We start from the raw sequence: 18,105 nt of genomic DNA on the forward strand, positions 1-18,105 counted from the left end.
GAACATCCCGAGCCAAGAGGAATTACGGTTACTGGTACAGCCGGGGACTTGCACCCCGATTCTCCCAAACGCGCAGGAAAACCGCGCATTCGTGCGTCTCCGCACCACCATCTAGGCCATCGATTATTACCGTCAGTATGGTATCACGCAAAAGGGCCTCGCACGCAGGCGAAGCCCAAGGTAAAAGCTATTGTTTGCGATAGGAGAATGCGGTGACGGCCGCAGCCTCTAGTGCTTGCCGCCGTGGCTGTTGAGCCAGATATTGCGACCCAGCATAAGCGCCAGCACCAGCGCGCTCACGTAGCCAAAGAAGCCGATGACCGGAATGCCGAGGACAACCGGCTCGATGCGCGCGTAGTACACCACCGACGAACCGATAAACAGACCGGCGATCACGATAGCCATCGACATGCGGTCGATAATTCCGCCCAGCTGTCGCAGCGTCTTATCGCTGCTCATGATCTGCGTGTTCACCTTAAGCTGGCCGCGCGTGAGCATACGCGAAGCCAAGCCCAAATACTCGGCCGCCTCGAGCGAGCCTTTTGCCGCGCGATAGCTGCTCGCGGCAAGATCGCGCCCCATGTCGCGCACGCGCGCATAGGTGCTTTTCTCGTTTTTAATGTGGGTTTGGATGATCTGGATCATGTTGACGTTGGGCATGTACTCGGTCAGCAAACCCTCGAGCGTCACCATGCCGCGCGCGAACATCGTCACCACGCTCGGCAGCTCAACGTCATTCTTACGCGCGAGGTTTAACAGCGAGGTCAAAAACTCGCCGATATCTAGGTCCTTAAGGTCAAGGCCCGCAAAGTCAGCCACGATAAAGTCAAGATCGGACAAAAAGGCCGAATGATCGAGCTCAGCCGAGTCGCCACGCGTCACGGCGAAGCGCATGAGCGAATCCTTGAGCTTGGGCACGTCACCCTCAGCCACGGCGAAAATCATGTCCTTGACGATACCGCGATCGTGACTCGACATGCGTCCGACCATGCCCAAGTCGATAAAGTAAACGATGCCGTCCTTGAGAATAATGTTTCCCGCATGCGGGTCGGCATGGAAAAAGCCGTCGTCGAGCACCTGCGTCGAGTAGTCCTCGACAATCGCGGCACCGATCATTTCCAAGTCATAGCCCGCGGCCACCAAGCGTTCAGGATCGGCGATCGAAATGCCGTCGACGTAGTCCATAACCACCACGTGCTCGGTGCACAAGTCCAGATAGGATTTAGGGCACGTCACGCCATGAACGCTCTTATGGAACTCGTAGAAGTCGTTGAGGTTTTTGGCCTCGGCCAAAAAGTTGGTCTCCTCGCGAAACGAGGTCCACAACTCCTCGACTACGCCGTGCAGGTCAACGAATTGATCGGTGTTGACGAACTTGGAAACGATACGCACCACCGAGCGAATGATGTCGATGTCCTGCGCCATCACCTGCTGCGCGCCGGGGCGCTGCACCTTAACGGCCACGTCCTCGCCGGTCACCAGGCGGGCGCGGTGCACCTGCGCGAGCGACGCGCTGCCGAGCGGGTTGGGGTCGATCGCGTCGAACATCTGCCCCAGGCGCTGGCCGTACTCCTCTTCCAGACAGCGGAGCACTACCTCATACGGCACCGGCTCTACGTCGGAGCGCAGGCGACGCAGCTCGTCGCAAAACCGCTGCGGCAAGATCTCGGAGCGGTTAGCCAGAATCTGCCCCATCTTGACGAACATGGGGCCGAGCTCTTCGAGCAGACGACGCAGACGCACCGGCGTGAGGTTATCCCATACGCGGTACTTTTTGATCAGGCGAACGATCTGCCCAATGCGCTCACGACGACCTGCCGGCGTGAGCTGGTATTCCTCGTCCGGCGCCATTGCGTCGGGCTCTTCGGGGACCATATCGACAGCACGCGGCTTCTTGCGAGCGCCCGAGACGGCAGCATCGACCTCATCGACAACCGCCGCCTCGTCACCCAAGGGATCTAGATTGTTGTAATCGGTGGTGGAATCTGCCATCTGCGCTGTTACTCAGCCTCTTCGGTGTCCTCTGCATCGTCGGGCTCAACGGACTCGACGGGCACCGAGGTCACGTTATCCTCGACCGAATCGACGATGTCGCGCACATGGGCCAAAAAGGCCGTGCGCTCGGGGGCGGTCATAACGCGGACGCGAGCCAGGATGAGCTCATCGAGCACGCGCTGTGCCGCAGTCTCGCCCTGCATGCCCAGGCGCTCGGTCAGGTCGGAGATGGTGCCACCCGCCTGCTCGAACATATCGGACACGCTGCGGGCGATATCGGGGGTGCCGGCATCCTTGCGAACCTGCTCGCCCTTGGTATTAAGGTCGTCGAGAACCTTCTTGCCGCCCTCGACGGCAACGGCGGCGGCGCCGAAGCCCACGTTGATGGCACCGTTAACAAGCTGATCGAGTTTCATAACCATGGTTGTCTCCAATCACAAACAACTGCATTGGCGTTCTTGTACCCAAGATTGAGTGAAAGCGACAAAGCGTTTTAGCGCTATTCGATCGACGGGAAATCCCTACCTCACGTTGTCGTTCATCGCGAAAGAGTTCTTCATGGCGCAGCTCGTGGTGTAGAGCACCTTACCCAGTAGAGCATCGGTCTCTACGCGAACACGCTCGGCAAAGGTCTCATTGGCGCGTGCAAGCTCGGCAGGTACCTCGGCCTCGGGCAGAGCGGCTACGGCAGCATCGACGTCATGGATCTGCTTGTGGCCCATGCCACCGACCTTCTCCTGATAGTCCTCCACAGCGCGACCGCACTCATGGAAGCGAACATCGGCCAGGGCACCGATCAGGCGGTTGGCCCAATAGAAATTCTCGGACGTCACGCGAGCCTGCGTGTCGGCATAGTACTCGGGCATGGTCTCCACGTTAGCGTACAGCGGCACGAGCGCATTAAACGAGTTGGAGCCAAAGGCCATCCACTGCACGGCGCGATACGCCGGCTGCGCATAGGGGCGCAGCTGCAGCACGGCGAGCTGGCTGTTGCGGTTGATGCCGATGGGGCGATAGGCGCCGCGCGTGGCGGGCGTGCCCTTGCTGCCGTAGCAGTCATACTCCGTGCCCTGGTAGTGGCTCGAAAGCACGTACTTGATGTCCTCGATGGTCACCTTGCGCTCGGGCACGCGGCTCCAGGGAATATCGTCGCTCTCGGGCGTGTAGTCGGCCTCGGGACCGTCCCACACATCGCTGGGGTTAAGGCAGCGCTGCATATACCAGGCGCGCGGCGTGTTGTAGACGTGGTCGCTGTCGCTGTGCGAGCCAAAGGCCTCGCGCGGGTTGAAGACCGCGGCCGGACCGTCGCCCTCGACGCCCAGCGTCAGGTCCAGATGCCACTCGGCCATCCAAGCGCGCAGGTCGGCGGAGCACATGTGATCGGCCTGGGCGCCCTCGGCGTCATCCAGGTCAAAGCTGTCGATACCCAGCTGGTTGGGCATGGTCACATAGGCGTCATCGGGCACGCGCTTGGCGATCCAGTGGTGACCGCCGATGGTCTCGAGCCACCAGATCTCGTCCACGTCGCTAAAGGCGATGCCGTTGTTCTCGTAGGTGCCATAACGCTCGAGCAGGTCACCCAGAATGCGTACGCCGTCGCGGGCGGATTTGGCATATGGCAGCACCAGGGTCACCATGTCCTCCTCGCCCAGACCGCCGGGCTGCGCCGGAACATAGCCGTCCTCGTCCTCGTTGCCCTTGGCGGGCACGTAGTCGACGAGCGGGTCGGCGCCGCGAACGCGCTCGTTGGTGGTGAGCGTCTCGGTTGCGGACATGCCCACATTGAGCTCGTTGAAACCGGCCTCGGCCCAGATGCCGTGGCCCGGGACAACATCGGGGACGCTCGTGTAGCGCATGGGGTTATCGGGCAGTTCAACGGTCAGGTGACTCAGGACGCTCGTATAGACGCGCGGCTGCTCGTCGGGATGCACCACACGCATACGCTTGGGCTCAAACACCCCGTTGGACGAATCCTCGTTGCGGGCGACAAGCGTCGACCCGTCGTAGCTCGCATTCTTACCAACCAGAATCGTTGTGCACGGCATGCGCATCCTCCTTGAGCGAAGAAATCAAACGATAACAGTGTATCGCTTCGGCGCAGAAAGGGCGAAACCACGGCCCCGGCAAACCCGGTGGGCAAAAAATGCCAAATATGAGTACTGTCACCAATTTAGTAACAGCAATTTTGCTACGTATGGGTGTCGAAAGTCTACATTTGTTCAAAAATTAGATGATGTAATTCCTCATAGGTCCAATAAAATAGGCTCTCTATCGATAATAAATATCGTTAGAAAGCCTATTTGACCTAAAATATATGTGACTATCTTGGCAACAGTACTCATATTTGGCATTTTCTGTCCACGGGGTATAGAGCTAACCCCTCAAACAGCCCAAAACGCCTATTTCGATGCGCGCTCGGCCGCTTCGATCACGTGTTTAGCGAGGATCGCCGTCGTCACAGCGCCCACGCCGCCCGGCACGGGCGTGATGGCGTTAACGACCGGCTCCGCAGCATCAGAATCGACGTCACCCACCAGCTTGCCAGCGGCCTCGTCCCAATTAATGCCAACATCGATGATCGTCTGGCCCTCGCGAACCGCATCCACGCCAATCGTACGCGCGCGTCCAACGGCGGCAACCACAATGTCGGCAGCACGGCACTCGGCAGCAAGGTCGCGCGTATGCGTATTGCACGTCGTCACGGTCGCATTGCGCGCCGTAAGCATGGCGGCAACAGGACGCCCGATCACCAGCGAGCGCCCGACCACAGCAACCTTAGCTCCATCCAGCTCAACGCCGTAATGATCCAGCAAAGCAAGCACGGCTTCGGCTGTGCAGGGGGCAAAACCCTCGCCGCGCCCCGAAAGCGTGGTGAGCAGCGAAACCGGCGTCATGGAGTCAACGTCCTTGGCAGGATCGAGTGCCGCGGCAACCGCATCCTCGTCAAGGCCGGCGGGCAGCGGGCGGAACATCAGGCAGCCATGAACAGACGAATCAGTATTGATGTCCTCGATGGCCGCCAACAGCTCGTCCTGCGAAACATCGGCGGGAAGCAAAACGCGGCGAGCCTCAATGCCAACCTTTTCGCAGCGCTTGAGCGCACCGCGCTCGTAGGATAGGTCGTCCTCGCGTTCACCCACGCGCACGATAGCCAGCGTCGGCACAACGCCGCGCTCGCGCAAAGCCACGCAGCGAGCAGCAAGTTCCTCAGTCAAAGCGCGAGCAACGGGGGCACCCTTCAGCAGTTCAGCCATGGCTATCCCCTCTTCCTTGCGGCGTCGGCGGCGCGGCGCGCCAGCGCATCGGCGCGCGGCAACCACATGTCGAGCAACTCATCACACGCCGTCTCGAGCTCCTCAGCACGAGCGCGATCCTTCATAGACGTGGTGTTCGCAAAGAGCGTCAAGCTCGCGCCCTGCATAGCGGAACGGCAGAACACGGCGCCGCACGCCACATCGGACAGCAGCTGACGCGAACCCTTGTCGGCCATGTCCTCGAGCAGTGCCAGCGCGCGCCCGCAGGCATCCATAATGCGATACGGCGGCATAGCGGCCACATGCAGCGCATCCTGAATCGCGGTCGCTCGAGCCGGATCGTCACGCGGAATACCGTATGCCGCGGACACCTGCCCATAGGCACGAACGTCCTCGGCAACCAACTCGACAAGCTCCTGGGCCAGCTCATCAGCATGGGCAAACGCACGCGTCAGGTCATCCGCACGATCAGCAAGCGCGGGATTGGTCGCACCGTAGCGGGCAACCATTCCGCACAGCGAGGCGCCCAGCGCGCCCACAAAGGCGCTCGCGCTGCCACCGCCGGGAACCGGCTCGCGTGCGGCAAGTGCCTCGGCAAACTCTCGACAGGTTTTATCCATCATCTCTTGGCTCATACGCACGCACCTTCAAGTCATATACATCGGCCAGGCGGCAACCGCCGACCAACCGCATCGAACACGTAATGGTGCTAAGTCTAGCCCATAAGCACATGGGCGTCAGCACACCTGGCCATCGCGGATTTCTATGACGAACGATAGGCCATGCCAACGCAAACATGGGACACATGGCCACGTTTCGAGACTCCCGGGCAGCGGCAACTAGGGCATACATATAGGTAAGGAGCCCCATGTTGGGGCAACGCTCATCACGGCACCGGACGACGAATGGAGGAATCACCGCACAGCAAACAAAGTCATCATGTGCACGCGCAACCGCCGCCCCAGCGATCCGCGGCACACGATGTCCCTGGCAGACAAGGAGGACGCCACCATGAAGAAAAAGACCCTATCGATCCTTTCCCTTTGCATCGCCCTCTTTGCCGCGTTTGCCCTTGTCGGCTGCGGCGGGAGCGCATCGGGCGGCAGCAGCGCCTCCAAGAGCGAGAGCAAGGAAAAGACCCCCGTCGCCAAGAAGACCGACTTTATCTGGTTTAAGGTCGAGATGCCCGAGGGCGTCGGCGTAAGCGACTCCGCCGGCAAGAATGCCGACAGGGTCCAGCTCACCTTCCCCGAAGACGAGAACGCCTCGGCCGATCGTTTTATCCCCGTTTGGAAAAAAGCGCTGACTGCCGAGGAATCCCACGCCGACCAGGCGGAAAAGAAGGGGGATACGTTCCAGTGGAAGGATGGCGGGTCCGTCGAGTATAACGGCAGGACGTGGCTCGTCGGAACGTACGAGGACAACAGTGGCATCACAACCCTCCTCTTTACCGACGTTGAGCCGGGAAGCGTCTACGTCCTCATCTCGAACTTCGACCAGCACAAGAAAGAAGCCGAGGCGCTCCTCAACTCCATCGAATTCCCCGATGACATGGCAGAGGCAGTTTCCGAGGCACGCGAAGTCGAGATTTCGAGCATCGAGATCAAGTAACGGGACACCCGCACGCGCCTACGCGCACCAGCGCGCATGCGCCCATTAAAACAACGGGCGCCCAACTTGGGGAGGGCCGACAGCATCGGCCCTCCCCTCTTTTGTGCCCGCGCATATTGCCACTTGTCGGCGCAAATCCGGCACCCAGAATGGGACACATGGCCCACCCGAACAAGCCGCTCGCGCGTACAGTAAAGGCAGGTAATCCATGGGCGGTTACAGATCGAGGAGGACACGACCATGAAAAAGAAGGCCTTTGCGATTCTCACCCTCTGCATGAGTCTCTTTGCCGCAGTCTCCCTGGTGGGCTGCGGTGGCAGCGGCAGCGCTACCGGCAGTGGCGGTGGCGGCGGAGCAGAAAAACCAGCCATGGATATGAGGACCGACTTCATTTGGTTTAAGGTCGAGGTCCCCGAGGGCGTCGAGATCACCAACGTCGCAGGCGACACCGCCGATAGGGCCCAGTTTAAGTTCACCGAGAGCGAGCACGCCAGCGACCGCTTCATCCCCGTCTTCGACCCCGATAAGAATGCCGACGAGCTGTTCGACTACGAGGCCAAATGGAAGGCCAACTTTGAGTGGACCGAGAATGACCCCGTCAAGTACAACGGCAAGACTTGGCGCAACGCTTCCTATACACACTCGGGCGGCGTGACGACTGAGTACTTCACCGAAGCAGGCGGCGGCAGCGTCTACGTGAGCATCGACAACGTCGAGGAGCACAAGGACGCCGTCGAGACCATGATGAAGTCTCTGGAATTTGCCGACGACATCGCCAAGGCAAAGACCGAGGCCATGGACGTCAAGCTCGAGGATATCGAGATCAAGCGCTAAACGACTGGCGAGCGCAGCGGGAAACACGAGCGCAGCGCAAACAAGCGACGGTACCCCAGCGCTTCGTACTAAGGGAGGGCCGGTAAACCGACCCTCCCTTTCTTATGCCGGCAGCCGACGAACGCGAAGATGCCGGGCGGCAAAACCGCCCCCCCAGCGCGGTAACGGCACAACATGAACAAGCACCCCAGCACGTCCGCTCGCCGATTTATAGCGCCGCGCAGACAATTGAGCCGACACCTTTAAACATCCGGGCAGTAAAGTGACCAAAATAAGTGCATAACCGCACCCTGCGAATGGAGGAGTTATGACCGAACATCATGCCATCAGTCGCCGAGCGTTTACGCTGGGCCTTGGACTCGCGGCGTTGTCGCCACTTGCAAGCCTGCCCGAAACCGCCACGCTGGGCATTAGCCCGCGGACAGCCTTTGCGGACGGCACGGCCGAGTCAGCGGCCACCCTCGACAATTTCGTCATTCGCCTTCGCCCCGCGGGCTATTTTCGCACCGCGAGCGTCAACGAAGACGGCAACGTCATCGGCAACGTCTGCCACCTGTTTAATGACGGCACGTCCAGCAAGCTCATCCTTGAGCACGTAGGGACCGATGCGGACGGCACAAACTGGTATGCCATCCGCACCCTGCTCAATTTCGAAGAGCACAAGAAGACGGGCTACAGCATTTGGTCGGTCGATGGCGACTCGGACAAAGATGGAAAGGTCATCCACGTATGGAGTGGCGAGTACGACCATAAGGACAGCCGCGCCTATACGTTCGACCGCCAGTTCGACGGAACTTATATTATTCGAGACCGCATATACACGAAAAACGGTATTAACTACCTGGCCATAGAATCGAAAGGCAAAGACCAAGACAACAACAAGATTTGCCAAAAGAAATATTCCATTCCGTGGGAGCTCGAGCTTGTCGGCTACAGCATGGACAAGACCAATGCCACAGTTAGCAGCATCGACTGGACCACGTATAGCAGCTACGTCGACGGACCATGTTGGATGAGCCACGTCGAAGGCAACAAGTACCTCGACGAGCTGAGCATCCCGGGCACGCACGATTCGGGAACTTGCAGCGTGGACAACGACACCGAACCCCAATCCTCGCAAGCAAAGTGCCAGCAGGACTACATCCCCACGCAGTTGCTCGAAGGCATTCGCTATTTTGATATCCGACTCGGAAAAGGCGACGACCCCGGCATCGACCATGGAAGTTGCTACCTGCTCAAAAAAGACGGGCACTTCATGCATCTCTCCGATGTCGTTGGCTACTTCAAAAAGTTTTTGAACGAAAATCCGTCAGAAGCTCTCATCATGCTTGTATCCCGAGGCAACAACGAGGCTACTGACGAGAGCCTTACGACGGCTTTCGCCAAGGTTTTGGACGACAACCCCAAACTGTTCTATACGTCGAGCCGCGTTCCCACACTGAACGAGGTGCGCGGAAAGATCGTCCTGCTGCGCCGATTTGGACTCGCCGGCGACAGCGTAAGCGGCCACACGTGGGGCCTCGACCTAACCGAATGGGACAGCAAAATCGCAGCACACCCCAGCAGCTCCTCTATGTGTCTCGTCCAAAACGCGCAAGGCTTTGAAGCCGCAGGGGAAACAGGCGACAAAAAAGCCTATTGCACCAAGGTATATGCCCAGGACCATTACGAATGCACCGGAACCGACAAGATCAGCTGGGTCGATATGGCCCTGCAGGAGACGGCTAAGCTCACCCGCAACGAGGTAGATGTCGAGGACGATAACGGGGCCAAGGAGCAAGTCCTGGAGCGCTGCTGGTCTATCAACTACACCAGCTGCACGAATCACAAGCAAGGAAGCAACCCATTTACCGCAGCGCGAGTAGTCAACGAGCATCTGTACAAGAGCCCGTACATCAACCCCAGCGACAACGAGGAAACAAAGTCAGATTACCTCAAGCACATTGGCATCATCGCATCCGACTTTGTTGATGCGGCGCTGGCCCGGAGCATCTACCAGCGCAATTACGATTACGATACACAGCACAAGCAGACAGCTTCGTACTACCTCCCGAGCCGCATGCGCATGACGTACGGCGACTCGCTGAGCGATGCCTCGCTCCAGGATGGCAAGACCGTTGGCGAGGGCCATTTCCGCCTTGTCGGCAGCAGCAACGTACTCAACGTGACGGCTTCGGGCCATGCGTTTGCCATCGAATATGTGGATGTCGACGCCTTGGGCAACGAGACCGTTACGGAGCTGCGGGGCTCCGTGCCCATCGATATCGATCCACGCGCGCTGACACCCCACTTTGAGGGGCTCGAAGGCCTTAAGGCCGGCGAGGACGTGCGCGCCAAGATTGCGGCATCACTCGAGGGCAAGCTCGAAACCGATGCCTGCACGGCCCAGCTCGAGTTTGTGCACGACGCGAACGGCGCTCCGGGCACGGCAATGGCCGAGGGCGAAACATTTGCCGCAGGGACGTACTGGGTGCGCGCGAAAGGCCTTTTGGGCGACGCGGCACAGAACTACACGCTCGCCAGCGATGGAGCCGCAAGCTTTACCGTAGCGGCCTCGGGCAGTGCAGGCGGCACCGGCAGCGGCACGGGTTCCAACGCAGGCGGCGCCGACAAGAACGGCAAGGGCAACAAGAGCGACCAGGGCAAGAACTCGGCCGGAAAACTCGCCGACACGGGCGACGGCTCCGGCATTGCCGCCGGGCTCGCCGCTGCCGCCGTGGCGACAACGGTCGCTGGCGCTGCAATGCTTGCCAGTGACCGCGACAATACCGAGGACGTTAACGAATAGGCAAGCCAGTCTTTTGGGCGCATTAACTCAATCGGGGCGCAGAATACCGTTCTGCGCCCCGATTTTTACCTTGGCCCGAACGCCGCTATCGGCTACATCACCATGTTCAGAGCTTTCACAAATTCCTGGGCCTTCGCACGGCTACTCAGGCTAAAGACGCAAGCGGTCAACAGCCTGTTACGCAGGAAAACGTCGCGACCCTTGATCCTGTTGACCCCCGTGATGTCCTTAAGGTAGACAATCTCGGTGTGCTTGCCGCCGAAAGTGCCCTTCTTGAGCACCTCGATACGATTGGGGTAGATCTTAACGTCTTTAAACCTACCCGAACCTTTGTCCTGGAATAGCAGCGTGTTGTTGTCCATACGTGTCACTCCCGTGGGGTTCGCTAAAACTGTCTCTATTGCCACATTTTAGTCACCGCAAGGCTCCCATGCGAAGGTGCCAGACAGCACAGCAATTCGTGTCCGCGCGAGGCTTTAAACTAGATGCGATATAGATGCATTCCACAAGAGGAAAGTGGGGCGACAGTGATGGGCGAACTGGTAAACCGCGGGGAATCGACAATCGTGCCAGAAGTTTTTTACAAGCAGGTTTCCTCGATCCTCAACGCCGCTCGCGACAAGGCCTATACCGCCGTTAACTTTGCGATGGTTGAGGCATATTGGGAGATCGGCAAGAGTATTGTTGATGAGCAGGGCGGAGAGGAGCGCGCCAAGTATGGAGAGGCGCTGCTCAAGGCCCTCGCAATCAGACTTACCAAAGATTTTGGTAAAGGTTTTGAAGCAAGAGAGCTGCGTAAAATGCGTCAGTTCCATCTTGCATTTCCAATTCGGGACTCACTGCGTCCCGAATTGAGCTGGACACATTACCGCAGGTTAATACGCATTCCTGACCCCGAAACTCGAACATGGTACATGAACGAATGCGCCGATTCTCGCTGGAGCACGCGTCAGCTCGAACGCCAGATCAACACCATGTTCCGAGAGCGCCTACTTGCCAGCAAGGACAAGGAGGTCGTCACCCAGGAAATCCAAAAGAGCACCCCGGCTCATCGTCCCGAGGATATCATCCGCGACCCATATGTGCTGGAGTTTTTAGGTTTCTCGGACGATACTGCGTTTCGCGAGAGCGATCTAGAGCAGGCGCTCATCACACATCTTCAGAAGTTCCTGCTGGAGCTTGGCCGTGGCTTCGCTTTCGAGGCGCGCCAAAAGCGCATCACCTTTGATGGGCGCCATTTCTATATTGACCTTGTTTTTTACAACTATCTGATGCGCTGCTTCGTGCTCATCGACCTTAAGACCGATGACCTTACGCATCAGGACCTGGGCCAGATGCAAATGTATGTGAACTACTACACGCGTGAGCTCATGAACGAAGGCGACAATCCGCCCATAGGCATCGTGCTCTGCGCGGACAAAAGCGATTCGATCGTCGAGTATACGCTGCCCGAAGACAACGACCAAGTCTTTGCCGCCAAATACCTGCCGTATCTTCCAAGCAAGGAAGAGCTGGCGCGCGAGCTGAGTGCCGAGTACCGCGCCATCAACGAAGCGACTAATGGCGAAGCGCAAGGGTAGCAGCACGTTGCGACCGATACCCCCGACGGAGTTTCATATCCCCCGACATAAGAGGAGCGCTCCATGACAGGCAGACCGAAAACAACACTGCGCGACTGCATCTATGGGCTTGCCGTCGGCGACGCGCTGGGTGTTCCCTACGAGTTCAGGCCCCGCGGCACGTTCGAATGCGCGGACATGATCGGCTACGGCACGCATGGGCAGCCCGCCGGCACCTGGAGCGACGACACATCTATGACGCTTGCTACCTGCGACTCGATTAGGAAGCTCGGGCATATCGACACCGCGGACATGAGCGACAAGTTTGTGAGCTGGATTGCCCGTGGCGAGTATACGGTCGACGGCGTTTTCGATTACGGCGGTACGACCGCTCGCGCCCTGCGCACCGGCAAAGGAGGCTCCGGCGAGCGCGACAACGGCAACGGCTCGCTCATGCGCATCGCGCCCCTGGCGTTCACCGATGCGACAGACGAAGAGATCAGCGAGGTCTCCGCGATTACGCATGCCCACAGAACGTCAACCGACGCATGTATCATATTTGTCGAGCTGATAAGAGACGTGATGAACGACGTGCTCCCCTCGTGGGCGCTTCACCTGAAAGGCGCGCCCGAGCACGAAATCAGGTCTGGCGGCTTCGTGCTTGACACGCTTAAGGCTGCCACCTGGTGCTTTGTGAACACCAACAGCTACGATGAATGCGTGCTTGCCGCCGTCAACCTAGGCGACGACGCCGACACCACCGCAGCCGTCGCCGGCGCCCTCGCCGGCACGGTATACGGTATCGAGGCCATCCCGCAGGAGTGGGTCGACACCCTGCGCGGTAAAGAGTTGATTGAGAGCTGCCTGTTTTAGGGCGCCATTCAAGAAATAAGGCAGGAGGCATCATGGAGAGGAAGGTCGCAAATATAGACGAGTTCCAAGTGGACGAAAACGGGATTCCGCTATTTCCAGTAGGACTGAAGGAAGAAGCCAGCCTCTATATCCTCCCCGACGGGCGTTACCTCCCCTGCGGGGTCTACAGGACCGCGGACGGCGGTTCGATCATTTATGAGCCATCCGAACTAAGCTTCTTCGGACAGATGCTTGCTCAATTCAAAGAGTACTAGAGGTTTGATCGCCCGTTAGATCGACACTGCTCAAAACCAGGGGGCAGGCTATCCTCCACCGCGGCCCGTGAGGTAGAATTATGCCTGCCGCGGAATCCGCCTGCGGGCAACGCTCTAATCTCTGATTGGGGTGAAGCCTATGAACTTGTTTCTTGAAATCCTGCGCCTCTCGATGTATGTAACCGGCATCGTCCGGAACCTCTACTCGATCTGGCGGGAATATAAGCAGTAACGGATAGCGAAGGGAGTCATGCAAAGGGCCGGTTGCACCCGGCCCTTTAGACGATAATACCTGCGTTGCCCGCGCTTCCAAAGTTGACCGACTGAGGAGCGGGTTCCGCGGCACATCCTGATTTTACCCAGTGGCAAGGCTCTTTTACAGCCGTTCCACCGTTTATTTACATCTGCCAATCAAGACGAGACTACTACGCACCTTTATTACACACGATATTTTCAGCCTGGTATAACCAAGTTCAATAATAGAATGCAAATCCAACCACCGTGTCTGATTACAAAAAGATTTTTGCCTTTTCTGCAGCAAACTCTTCCTCGGTAAGCACTCCACTATCACGCAGCGTTGCAAGCCTCTCAAGCCTTGCAACTACATCAATCACTATCCGCCAGCGTCTCAATAGTCTGTGAAACCTGCGGATACCGCTCAAGCTCCTTCGATAGGGCATCGACTATCTCGGCAATATTCTTTGCATTTTTGCCCCCGTTTAATACGTTTGCCCTGACCTTAGATGACGACTTGACAGTAACGCCAGATCCGCCTTCAACTGGAACAACCGAAATACTGATATTTTCGCCCCAAGACCAAAGGCTCATACCAATCTCGGCTGCAACTGTTCTTGTTGTGGGCGATGCACTATCAACTTTTACTTTAGGCAGCTTTTCCATAGCTGCCTTCAAGGCATTAAACGTGTCGTCAGGAGAATACGGTACCTGAAGCTGAAGCTGCTGATCCGCAAAACCCATAATCTGGCCTCCGCTTCTTACAAGATTAAGGCTATCGGCAATGGTAGCACGTTCCCAGCAGTCTTAAGTTCGTCTCATGACCTTGCGATGCAGCCCGACGCCCCGGCACCACTTCCCTACTTCCCAAAGATCGCAGCGAACAAGCCCTTGCGTTTGGGCTTCTCCTCTCGGTAGGAACCCTCGACGGCGACTGCAACCTGGCGCGGTTGCTCGCCACCTCCACGGCGCACGATCTGGTATAGGAAGGGCGATTTAACGTATTTGACCTCGATGGGCGTGGCGTGCACGGTGCTCTCGCCGGACAGATGCAGGCTCGGGTTGAGCGGCGCCACGATATGCGTTTCGCGCTTGTCGCTAAACACCACCGCGGCCGCACGACCCGTCTGGCCGTTTACGGCGATGCGCACCTGCTCGCCGTCGCGGCTGTCCGTTGCCGGACGGTCGACAAAGTAAACCGGCACCATCACCAGGCCGTCCTTATGCTTGCGGGCCTTGCGCGCCCAAGTGCGGATGCTCTTTTTATTGAGCCCCAGCACCGCCTCGGCATCGTTGCCGGCAATGTCGAGCGCCAACTTATCAATGACCACCTGGTCCTTGGTAGACGCATCGACGGAGACAACGCGAAAGTCACCTTCCTGCATGGCCGGGTCAAACGGCCCAACCTTGGCAAAGTCCCACGGCTCCAAAATGCCCATAAGGCGAACATCCAGATAGTTTGCCCGCGGATACGCCCAGTCGAGCACCTCGTAGTACACCAGGGTTTCCTTGCTCAGGCCCTTGCCCGGGAAGCTCGCCATCATACGCAGGTCCGCCAGCGCCATGGGGAAATAGAAGAGCATCATGTCGTTTTGGATCGCGTCTTCCACGTCGTGCCCGGCAAAGGCATCCGGGTACTGGCGCACCAGCTGCAGCGCGTTGGCACGTGCCTGCTGCGGCGAAATTTCGCAGGGAATACCCTGCTCCGGCACATACTCCGCACCCACGCCCATGGTCAGACGTTTGCTAAACGTACCGGGCTTGAGCAGGTCGGCAATGCCGATCTTGTTGCCGCAGGACGGGCACTCAAACACACGCTGCGTTGACTCGCCCTCAAAGGACGCTCCGCAGAAGGGGCAAGGAATGCTCACATGCGTGGCCTCTTGGAACTCCTGCGCTGTGCCGCGATCCTCCCACAGCAGATGTTCCAGGACCGACTGATTGCGCCAGTGCGAATTGAAGAAATACCAGTCCGGGTCCTCCGGGCGCTCGAGTTGCGACACATGCGTGAGCTTGAGCAGTCCATCCACCACCGTCAACGGCGTATGGCGAATGCCCAAAGCGCTCTTGGGCTCTCCGGCGTCCGCCTGCCACGGAATGACCGCGCCGCAATAGGCGCACTCAAAGCTGCGCTTAGCCTGGTGCGAGTACATAGGGCCGCCGCAGTTTTGACATTTAATGGCAAACATCTCGTCCATGGAAACGTCCTCCTTTGCACAGGGGCTATCGACGTTAAGTATGTCGAGCAAACAGGCACATGCCCATACCCATGTGGCCCAAAATGGACCACCCAGGCAGACGAGAAGGCTCGCTCGTTAGCACCGGCAGACCATTACTGCATTTTCTGAGCATCGGTGCACAGCGCCTCCGCGCGAGCTACACTATCCCCTTAAACATGATTGTGAGGACGACCGCTATGCTATTTGTAAATCGGCTGGTACATACGCTTGTTCCCGGCAGCGAGGGCGAGCCGGTCGATACCTCCTGCCGCACCAACGCGGGCTTCGCCGCAAGCCTCATCTGCATTGGCCTCAACGTCACTCTGTGCCTGGCCAAGGGCATCGCGGGCCTGCTCGCCGGCTCTGTCTCGCTCATCGCCGACGCCTTCAACAACCTCTCCGACGCCTCGAGCAACATCGTGAGCCTGCTCGGGTTCCGCCTTGCCAGCCGCCCGGCAGACGAAGGCCACCCCTATGGCCACGGTCGCTACGAGTACCTAGCCGGTCTGTTCGTCGCCGTCCTGGTTTGCGCCGTCGGCATCAACCTGATCCTCGAGTCGGTCACTAAGATCATCAAGCCTTCCCCCACTGCATATTCGGTGCTCTCCTTAGCCGCCCTCGTCTTGTCCATGCTCGTTAAGCTCTGGATGGCCGCGTTCAACCGCACGTTGGGCGACCGCATCGACTCAGAGACGCTCATCGCCACAGCACAGGACTCCAAAAACGACGTCATCACCTCGGGCTCGGTCCTGGTGGCGGCGCTTATTTCGCAGACGACCGGCTTTGACCTCGATGGCTGGGCAGGCCTGGGTGTGGGCATCTTCATCTGCATCAGCGGCCTGGGCCTGGTGCGCGACGCCATCAGCCCGCTGTTAGGACAAGCGCCCGACCCCAAGCTCGTCCAGGAAATCCGCGACAGGATTATGTCGTACCCCCAGGTCTTGGGCACACACGACCTCATGGTGCACGACTACGGCCCCGGTCGTCAGTTTGCCAGCGCCCACGTGGAGATGCCCGGCGAGGGCGACGCATTTGAGCACCACGAGATTTTGGACACCATCGAGCACGATATCAAACGGCAGATGGGCATCGGTATCACGCTGCACTGCGACCCCATCGCCACCACCGGCGACGACCTACGCGGCTGGGTCAAGCGCGGCGTCATGCAGATCGACCCCGCGCTCTCCATCCACGACCTGCACGAGCACGACGGGTTCGTTTCGCTTGACCTGGTGCGTCCCGACGGCTTTGACATATCCGACGAGGAGCTGCTGGAGCTCGTCACGCGCATCGTGCACGAGCGCCGGCCCGACGTCTCGTGCGTCGTCACGTTTGATTCGGGCTTTAGCTCGCCCGAGCGTCCGGCCGAGCAACTGTAGCCCGCTTAACAGCTAGTTTCCCTGCGCGCCCGAGATGCCGTTTTGCAGTGCGTTCCAGGCATCCGTCGCCATATCACCCAGGTTCTGAGCGGTGCCGCCCAGGTTCTGCGCCGTGCCGCCCAGCTCTTGCGCTTTGTCTCCCAACTCCTGTGCCTTGTTGCTCAAGTCCTCCAGCGTATTGGAGCTCGAGCTGTCGGTACCGCTTTGGCCGCCGGACGAGTTGCCCGAGCTGTTCTTGTGCGTGAGTTGAATTTCGAGGTTGCCGTTGTCGTTATAGTAGGCAGAAGTAACGACCCAGTTGGCATCGACGACGGGCGTTGAGCCATCATCAGTCAGGACCACGGCATTCGAAAGATCGGCGCCGCGCGACTTGAGGATCTTCTTGGCGTTGGACCAGTACTGCCCCGGGATATCGCTCAGATCGACGGTGCTAGACGAGGCGGACTCGGTTTGCTCAACAGTGGCATCGGCCGTTGAACTCCCTCGCTTGTTAAGCATGCCCGACACGATGGCAAACACAACCGACAGCGCAAAGAAGATCGCCAGTACGATGAGGATCTTCTTGATCACGCTCGACGAACGCGACGGCTTCTTCTCCTCGTCCTCGCCATATTGCGGAATTGACTTGGGGTACTCGCGATACGGCTCGCGCGACTCGTAGCGAGGCTGCGCCGTGCGAGGCATATACGTCGTCTGCTGAGGCTGCGGAATGGGATTCTGCGGCAGGTTGTCATAGGGATTCGGCGTCGAGGCAGCATAAGAATCCTGCGCCGTGTCGCCATAGCCCATAACCCGGGTGGGCTCGGCAGAAGGCTGCGTCGCGGCGGGGTCGGTATAACCGAGGTTGGGAACAACGCGGGTCGCATCGGCGCTATCGCCAGCCTGCGCGGAACCGTAGCCGCCCATCACGGTTGTCTTGTCCTGATCCATGCAACGATTCCTTTCCGTCGCGCGTGAGCATCAAGTTATCCATGCATTCTACCCGCGCAAAAGCCTATGATGGGCAGAGCCCGTCGGTATCTACAAGACATGCGCGGGCCTAAGGATAAAAAAGCCCCGCCGGGCCTTGGGGGCACGGCGGGGCGGGCAGGCAGCTAGGGGCAAC

Annotated in this window: 17 protein-coding genes; 7 read left to right on the forward strand and 10 right to left on the reverse strand. The window is 58.9% G+C overall.

The features are described from left to right. Positions 1 to 228: 228 nt before the first annotated feature. From DW796_RS07700 to DW796_RS07720, 5 genes are all read right to left on the reverse strand, one after another. Positions 229 to 1,992, reverse strand: a complete 1,764-nt coding sequence (locus DW796_RS07700; protein ID WP_117773040.1) for an AarF/ABC1/UbiB kinase family protein — start codon at positions 1,990 to 1,992, stop codon at positions 229 to 231. A gap of 8 nt (positions 1,993 to 2,000) precedes the next feature. Continuing rightward, on the reverse strand, positions 2,001 to 2,417 hold the full coding sequence (locus DW796_RS07705) for a hypothetical protein (RefSeq protein WP_117773042.1): 417 nt from the start codon (positions 2,415 to 2,417) through the stop codon (positions 2,001 to 2,003). Between the two features lie 99 nt (positions 2,418 to 2,516). Then, positions 2,517 to 4,040: a C69 family dipeptidase gene (locus tag DW796_RS07710; protein ID WP_118094755.1), complete on the reverse strand. Its 1,524-nt coding sequence runs from the start codon at positions 4,038 to 4,040 to the stop codon at positions 2,517 to 2,519. A gap of 354 nt (positions 4,041 to 4,394) precedes the next feature. Further along, a complete protein-coding gene (locus DW796_RS07715) occupies positions 4,395 to 5,249 on the reverse strand; it encodes a bifunctional 5,10-methylenetetrahydrofolate dehydrogenase/5,10-methenyltetrahydrofolate cyclohydrolase (protein WP_118094756.1) in 855 nt (284 codons plus the stop codon). 2 nt (positions 5,250 to 5,251) lie between these two features. Continuing rightward, entirely contained in the window at positions 5,252 to 5,884 is a 633-nt protein-coding gene (locus tag DW796_RS07720) for a cyclodeaminase/cyclohydrolase family protein (RefSeq protein WP_118094757.1), read from the reverse strand. A 376-nt stretch (positions 5,885 to 6,260) separates the two neighbouring features. On the opposite strand from DW796_RS07720, the gene DW796_RS07725 reads away from it, so the two are divergent. The 3 genes from DW796_RS07725 to DW796_RS07735 all read left to right on the forward strand — a co-directional run bounded on the left by DW796_RS07725 (position 6,261) and on the right by DW796_RS07735 (position 10,482). Next, complete coding sequence (locus DW796_RS07725; protein ID WP_147351026.1) at positions 6,261 to 6,860, forward strand: hypothetical protein; 600 nt, start codon at positions 6,261 to 6,263, stop codon at positions 6,858 to 6,860. A 240-nt stretch (positions 6,861 to 7,100) separates the two neighbouring features. Next, positions 7,101 to 7,694, forward strand: coding sequence for a hypothetical protein (locus DW796_RS07730; RefSeq protein WP_118094759.1), 594 nt, complete (start codon positions 7,101 to 7,103; stop codon positions 7,692 to 7,694). Positions 7,695 to 8,001: 307 nt separating this feature from the next. Next, entirely contained in the window at positions 8,002 to 10,482 is a 2,481-nt protein-coding gene (locus DW796_RS07735) for a phosphatidylinositol-specific phospholipase C (RefSeq protein ID WP_118094760.1), read from the forward strand. Between the two features lie 92 nt (positions 10,483 to 10,574). Here DW796_RS07735 and DW796_RS07740 read toward each other — a convergent pair whose 3' ends face one another. Then, positions 10,575 to 10,844, reverse strand: coding sequence for a hypothetical protein (locus DW796_RS07740; RefSeq protein WP_117817513.1), 270 nt, complete (start codon positions 10,842 to 10,844; stop codon positions 10,575 to 10,577). A gap of 168 nt (positions 10,845 to 11,012) precedes the next feature. On the opposite strand from DW796_RS07740, the gene DW796_RS07745 reads away from it, so the two are divergent. The 3 genes from DW796_RS07745 (at position 11,013) to DW796_RS07755 (ending at position 13,168) form a co-directional block, all read left to right on the forward strand. Further along, positions 11,013 to 12,062 (forward strand): YhcG family protein, encoded by a 1,050-nt coding sequence (locus tag DW796_RS07745; protein WP_117758755.1) that lies wholly within the window; start codon positions 11,013 to 11,015, stop codon positions 12,060 to 12,062. Between the two features lie 63 nt (positions 12,063 to 12,125). After that, a complete protein-coding gene (locus tag DW796_RS07750) occupies positions 12,126 to 12,914 on the forward strand; it encodes an ADP-ribosylglycohydrolase family protein (protein WP_118094761.1) in 789 nt (262 codons plus the stop codon). 32 nt (positions 12,915 to 12,946) lie between these two features. Further along, positions 12,947 to 13,168, forward strand: coding sequence for a hypothetical protein (locus tag DW796_RS07755; protein WP_117758753.1), 222 nt, complete (start codon positions 12,947 to 12,949; stop codon positions 13,166 to 13,168). 509 nt (positions 13,169 to 13,677) lie between these two features. Here the strand turns inward: DW796_RS07755 and DW796_RS10810 are convergent. The 3 genes from DW796_RS10810 to DW796_RS07765 all read right to left on the reverse strand — a co-directional run bounded on the left by DW796_RS10810 (position 13,678) and on the right by DW796_RS07765 (position 15,600). Then, positions 13,678 to 13,848, reverse strand: a complete 171-nt coding sequence (locus DW796_RS10810) for an SHOCT domain-containing protein (protein ID WP_089572150.1) — start codon at positions 13,846 to 13,848, stop codon at positions 13,678 to 13,680. Next, positions 13,775 to 14,146 carry a DUF1499 domain-containing protein gene (locus DW796_RS10380; RefSeq protein ID WP_147338930.1) on the reverse strand — a complete coding sequence of 124 codons (372 nt, stop codon included), beginning with the start codon at positions 14,144 to 14,146 and terminating at the stop codon, positions 13,775 to 13,777. Before DW796_RS10380 ends, DW796_RS10810 begins: the two co-directional genes overlap by 74 nt. Positions 14,147 to 14,262: 116 nt before the next feature. Then, the gene (locus DW796_RS07765) at positions 14,263 to 15,600 is read right to left on the reverse strand and encodes a hypothetical protein (protein ID WP_118094762.1); all 1,338 of its coding nucleotides are present in this window, start codon (positions 15,598 to 15,600) and stop codon (positions 14,263 to 14,265) included. Between the two features lie 218 nt (positions 15,601 to 15,818). Here DW796_RS07765 and DW796_RS07770 point away from each other — a divergent pair, with 218 nt between their 5' ends. Then, complete coding sequence (locus tag DW796_RS07770; RefSeq protein WP_118094763.1) at positions 15,819 to 17,000, forward strand: cation diffusion facilitator family transporter; 1,182 nt, start codon at positions 15,819 to 15,821, stop codon at positions 16,998 to 17,000. Between the two features lie 12 nt (positions 17,001 to 17,012). On the opposite strand, the gene DW796_RS07775 is transcribed toward DW796_RS07770, so the two are convergent. Beyond that, on the reverse strand, positions 17,013 to 17,930 hold the full coding sequence (locus DW796_RS07775) for a hypothetical protein (protein WP_118094764.1): 918 nt from the start codon (positions 17,928 to 17,930) through the stop codon (positions 17,013 to 17,015). Between the last annotated feature and the right edge of the window lie 175 nt (positions 17,931 to 18,105).

Source organism: Collinsella sp. AM31-2AC (assembly GCF_003469285.1).
In the GTDB taxonomy this organism is placed as follows: domain Bacteria; phylum Actinomycetota; class Coriobacteriia; order Coriobacteriales; family Coriobacteriaceae; genus Collinsella; species Collinsella aerofaciens_AT.

Bases quoted from the DNA above. Each gene is read 5' to 3' on its own strand.
- DW796_RS07700 (WP_117773040.1), bottom strand. From the start codon at position 1,992: ATGGCAGATTCCACCACCGATTACAACAATCTAGATCCCTTGGGTGAC.
- DW796_RS07705 (WP_117773042.1), bottom strand. From the start codon at position 2,417: ATGGTTATGAAACTCGATCAGCTTGTTAACGGTGCCATCAACGTGGGC.
- DW796_RS07710 (WP_118094755.1), bottom strand. From the start codon at position 4,040: ATGCCGTGCACAACGATTCTGGTTGGTAAGAATGCGAGCTACGACGGG.
- DW796_RS07715 (WP_118094756.1), bottom strand. From the start codon at position 5,249: ATGGCTGAACTGCTGAAGGGTGCCCCCGTTGCTCGCGCTTTGACTGAG.
- DW796_RS07720 (WP_118094757.1), bottom strand. From the start codon at position 5,884: ATGAGCCAAGAGATGATGGATAAAACCTGTCGAGAGTTTGCCGAGGCA.
- DW796_RS07725 (WP_147351026.1), top strand. From the start codon at position 6,261: ATGAAGAAAAAGACCCTATCGATCCTTTCCCTTTGCATCGCCCTCTTT.
- DW796_RS07730 (WP_118094759.1), top strand. From the start codon at position 7,101: ATGAAAAAGAAGGCCTTTGCGATTCTCACCCTCTGCATGAGTCTCTTT.
- DW796_RS07735 (WP_118094760.1), top strand. From the start codon at position 8,002: ATGACCGAACATCATGCCATCAGTCGCCGAGCGTTTACGCTGGGCCTT.
- DW796_RS07740 (WP_117817513.1), bottom strand. From the start codon at position 10,844: ATGGACAACAACACGCTGCTATTCCAGGACAAAGGTTCGGGTAGGTTT.
- DW796_RS07745 (WP_117758755.1), top strand. From the start codon at position 11,013: ATGGGCGAACTGGTAAACCGCGGGGAATCGACAATCGTGCCAGAAGTT.
- DW796_RS07750 (WP_118094761.1), top strand. From the start codon at position 12,126: ATGACAGGCAGACCGAAAACAACACTGCGCGACTGCATCTATGGGCTT.
- DW796_RS07755 (WP_117758753.1), top strand. From the start codon at position 12,947: ATGGAGAGGAAGGTCGCAAATATAGACGAGTTCCAAGTGGACGAAAAC.
- DW796_RS10810 (WP_089572150.1), bottom strand. From the start codon at position 13,848: ATGCCCTATCGAAGGAGCTTGAGCGGTATCCGCAGGTTTCACAGACTA.
- DW796_RS10380 (WP_147338930.1), bottom strand. From the start codon at position 14,146: ATGGGTTTTGCGGATCAGCAGCTTCAGCTTCAGGTACCGTATTCTCCT.
- DW796_RS07765 (WP_118094762.1), bottom strand. From the start codon at position 15,600: ATGGACGAGATGTTTGCCATTAAATGTCAAAACTGCGGCGGCCCTATG.
- DW796_RS07770 (WP_118094763.1), top strand. From the start codon at position 15,819: ATGCTATTTGTAAATCGGCTGGTACATACGCTTGTTCCCGGCAGCGAG.
- DW796_RS07775 (WP_118094764.1), bottom strand. From the start codon at position 17,930: ATGGATCAGGACAAGACAACCGTGATGGGCGGCTACGGTTCCGCGCAG.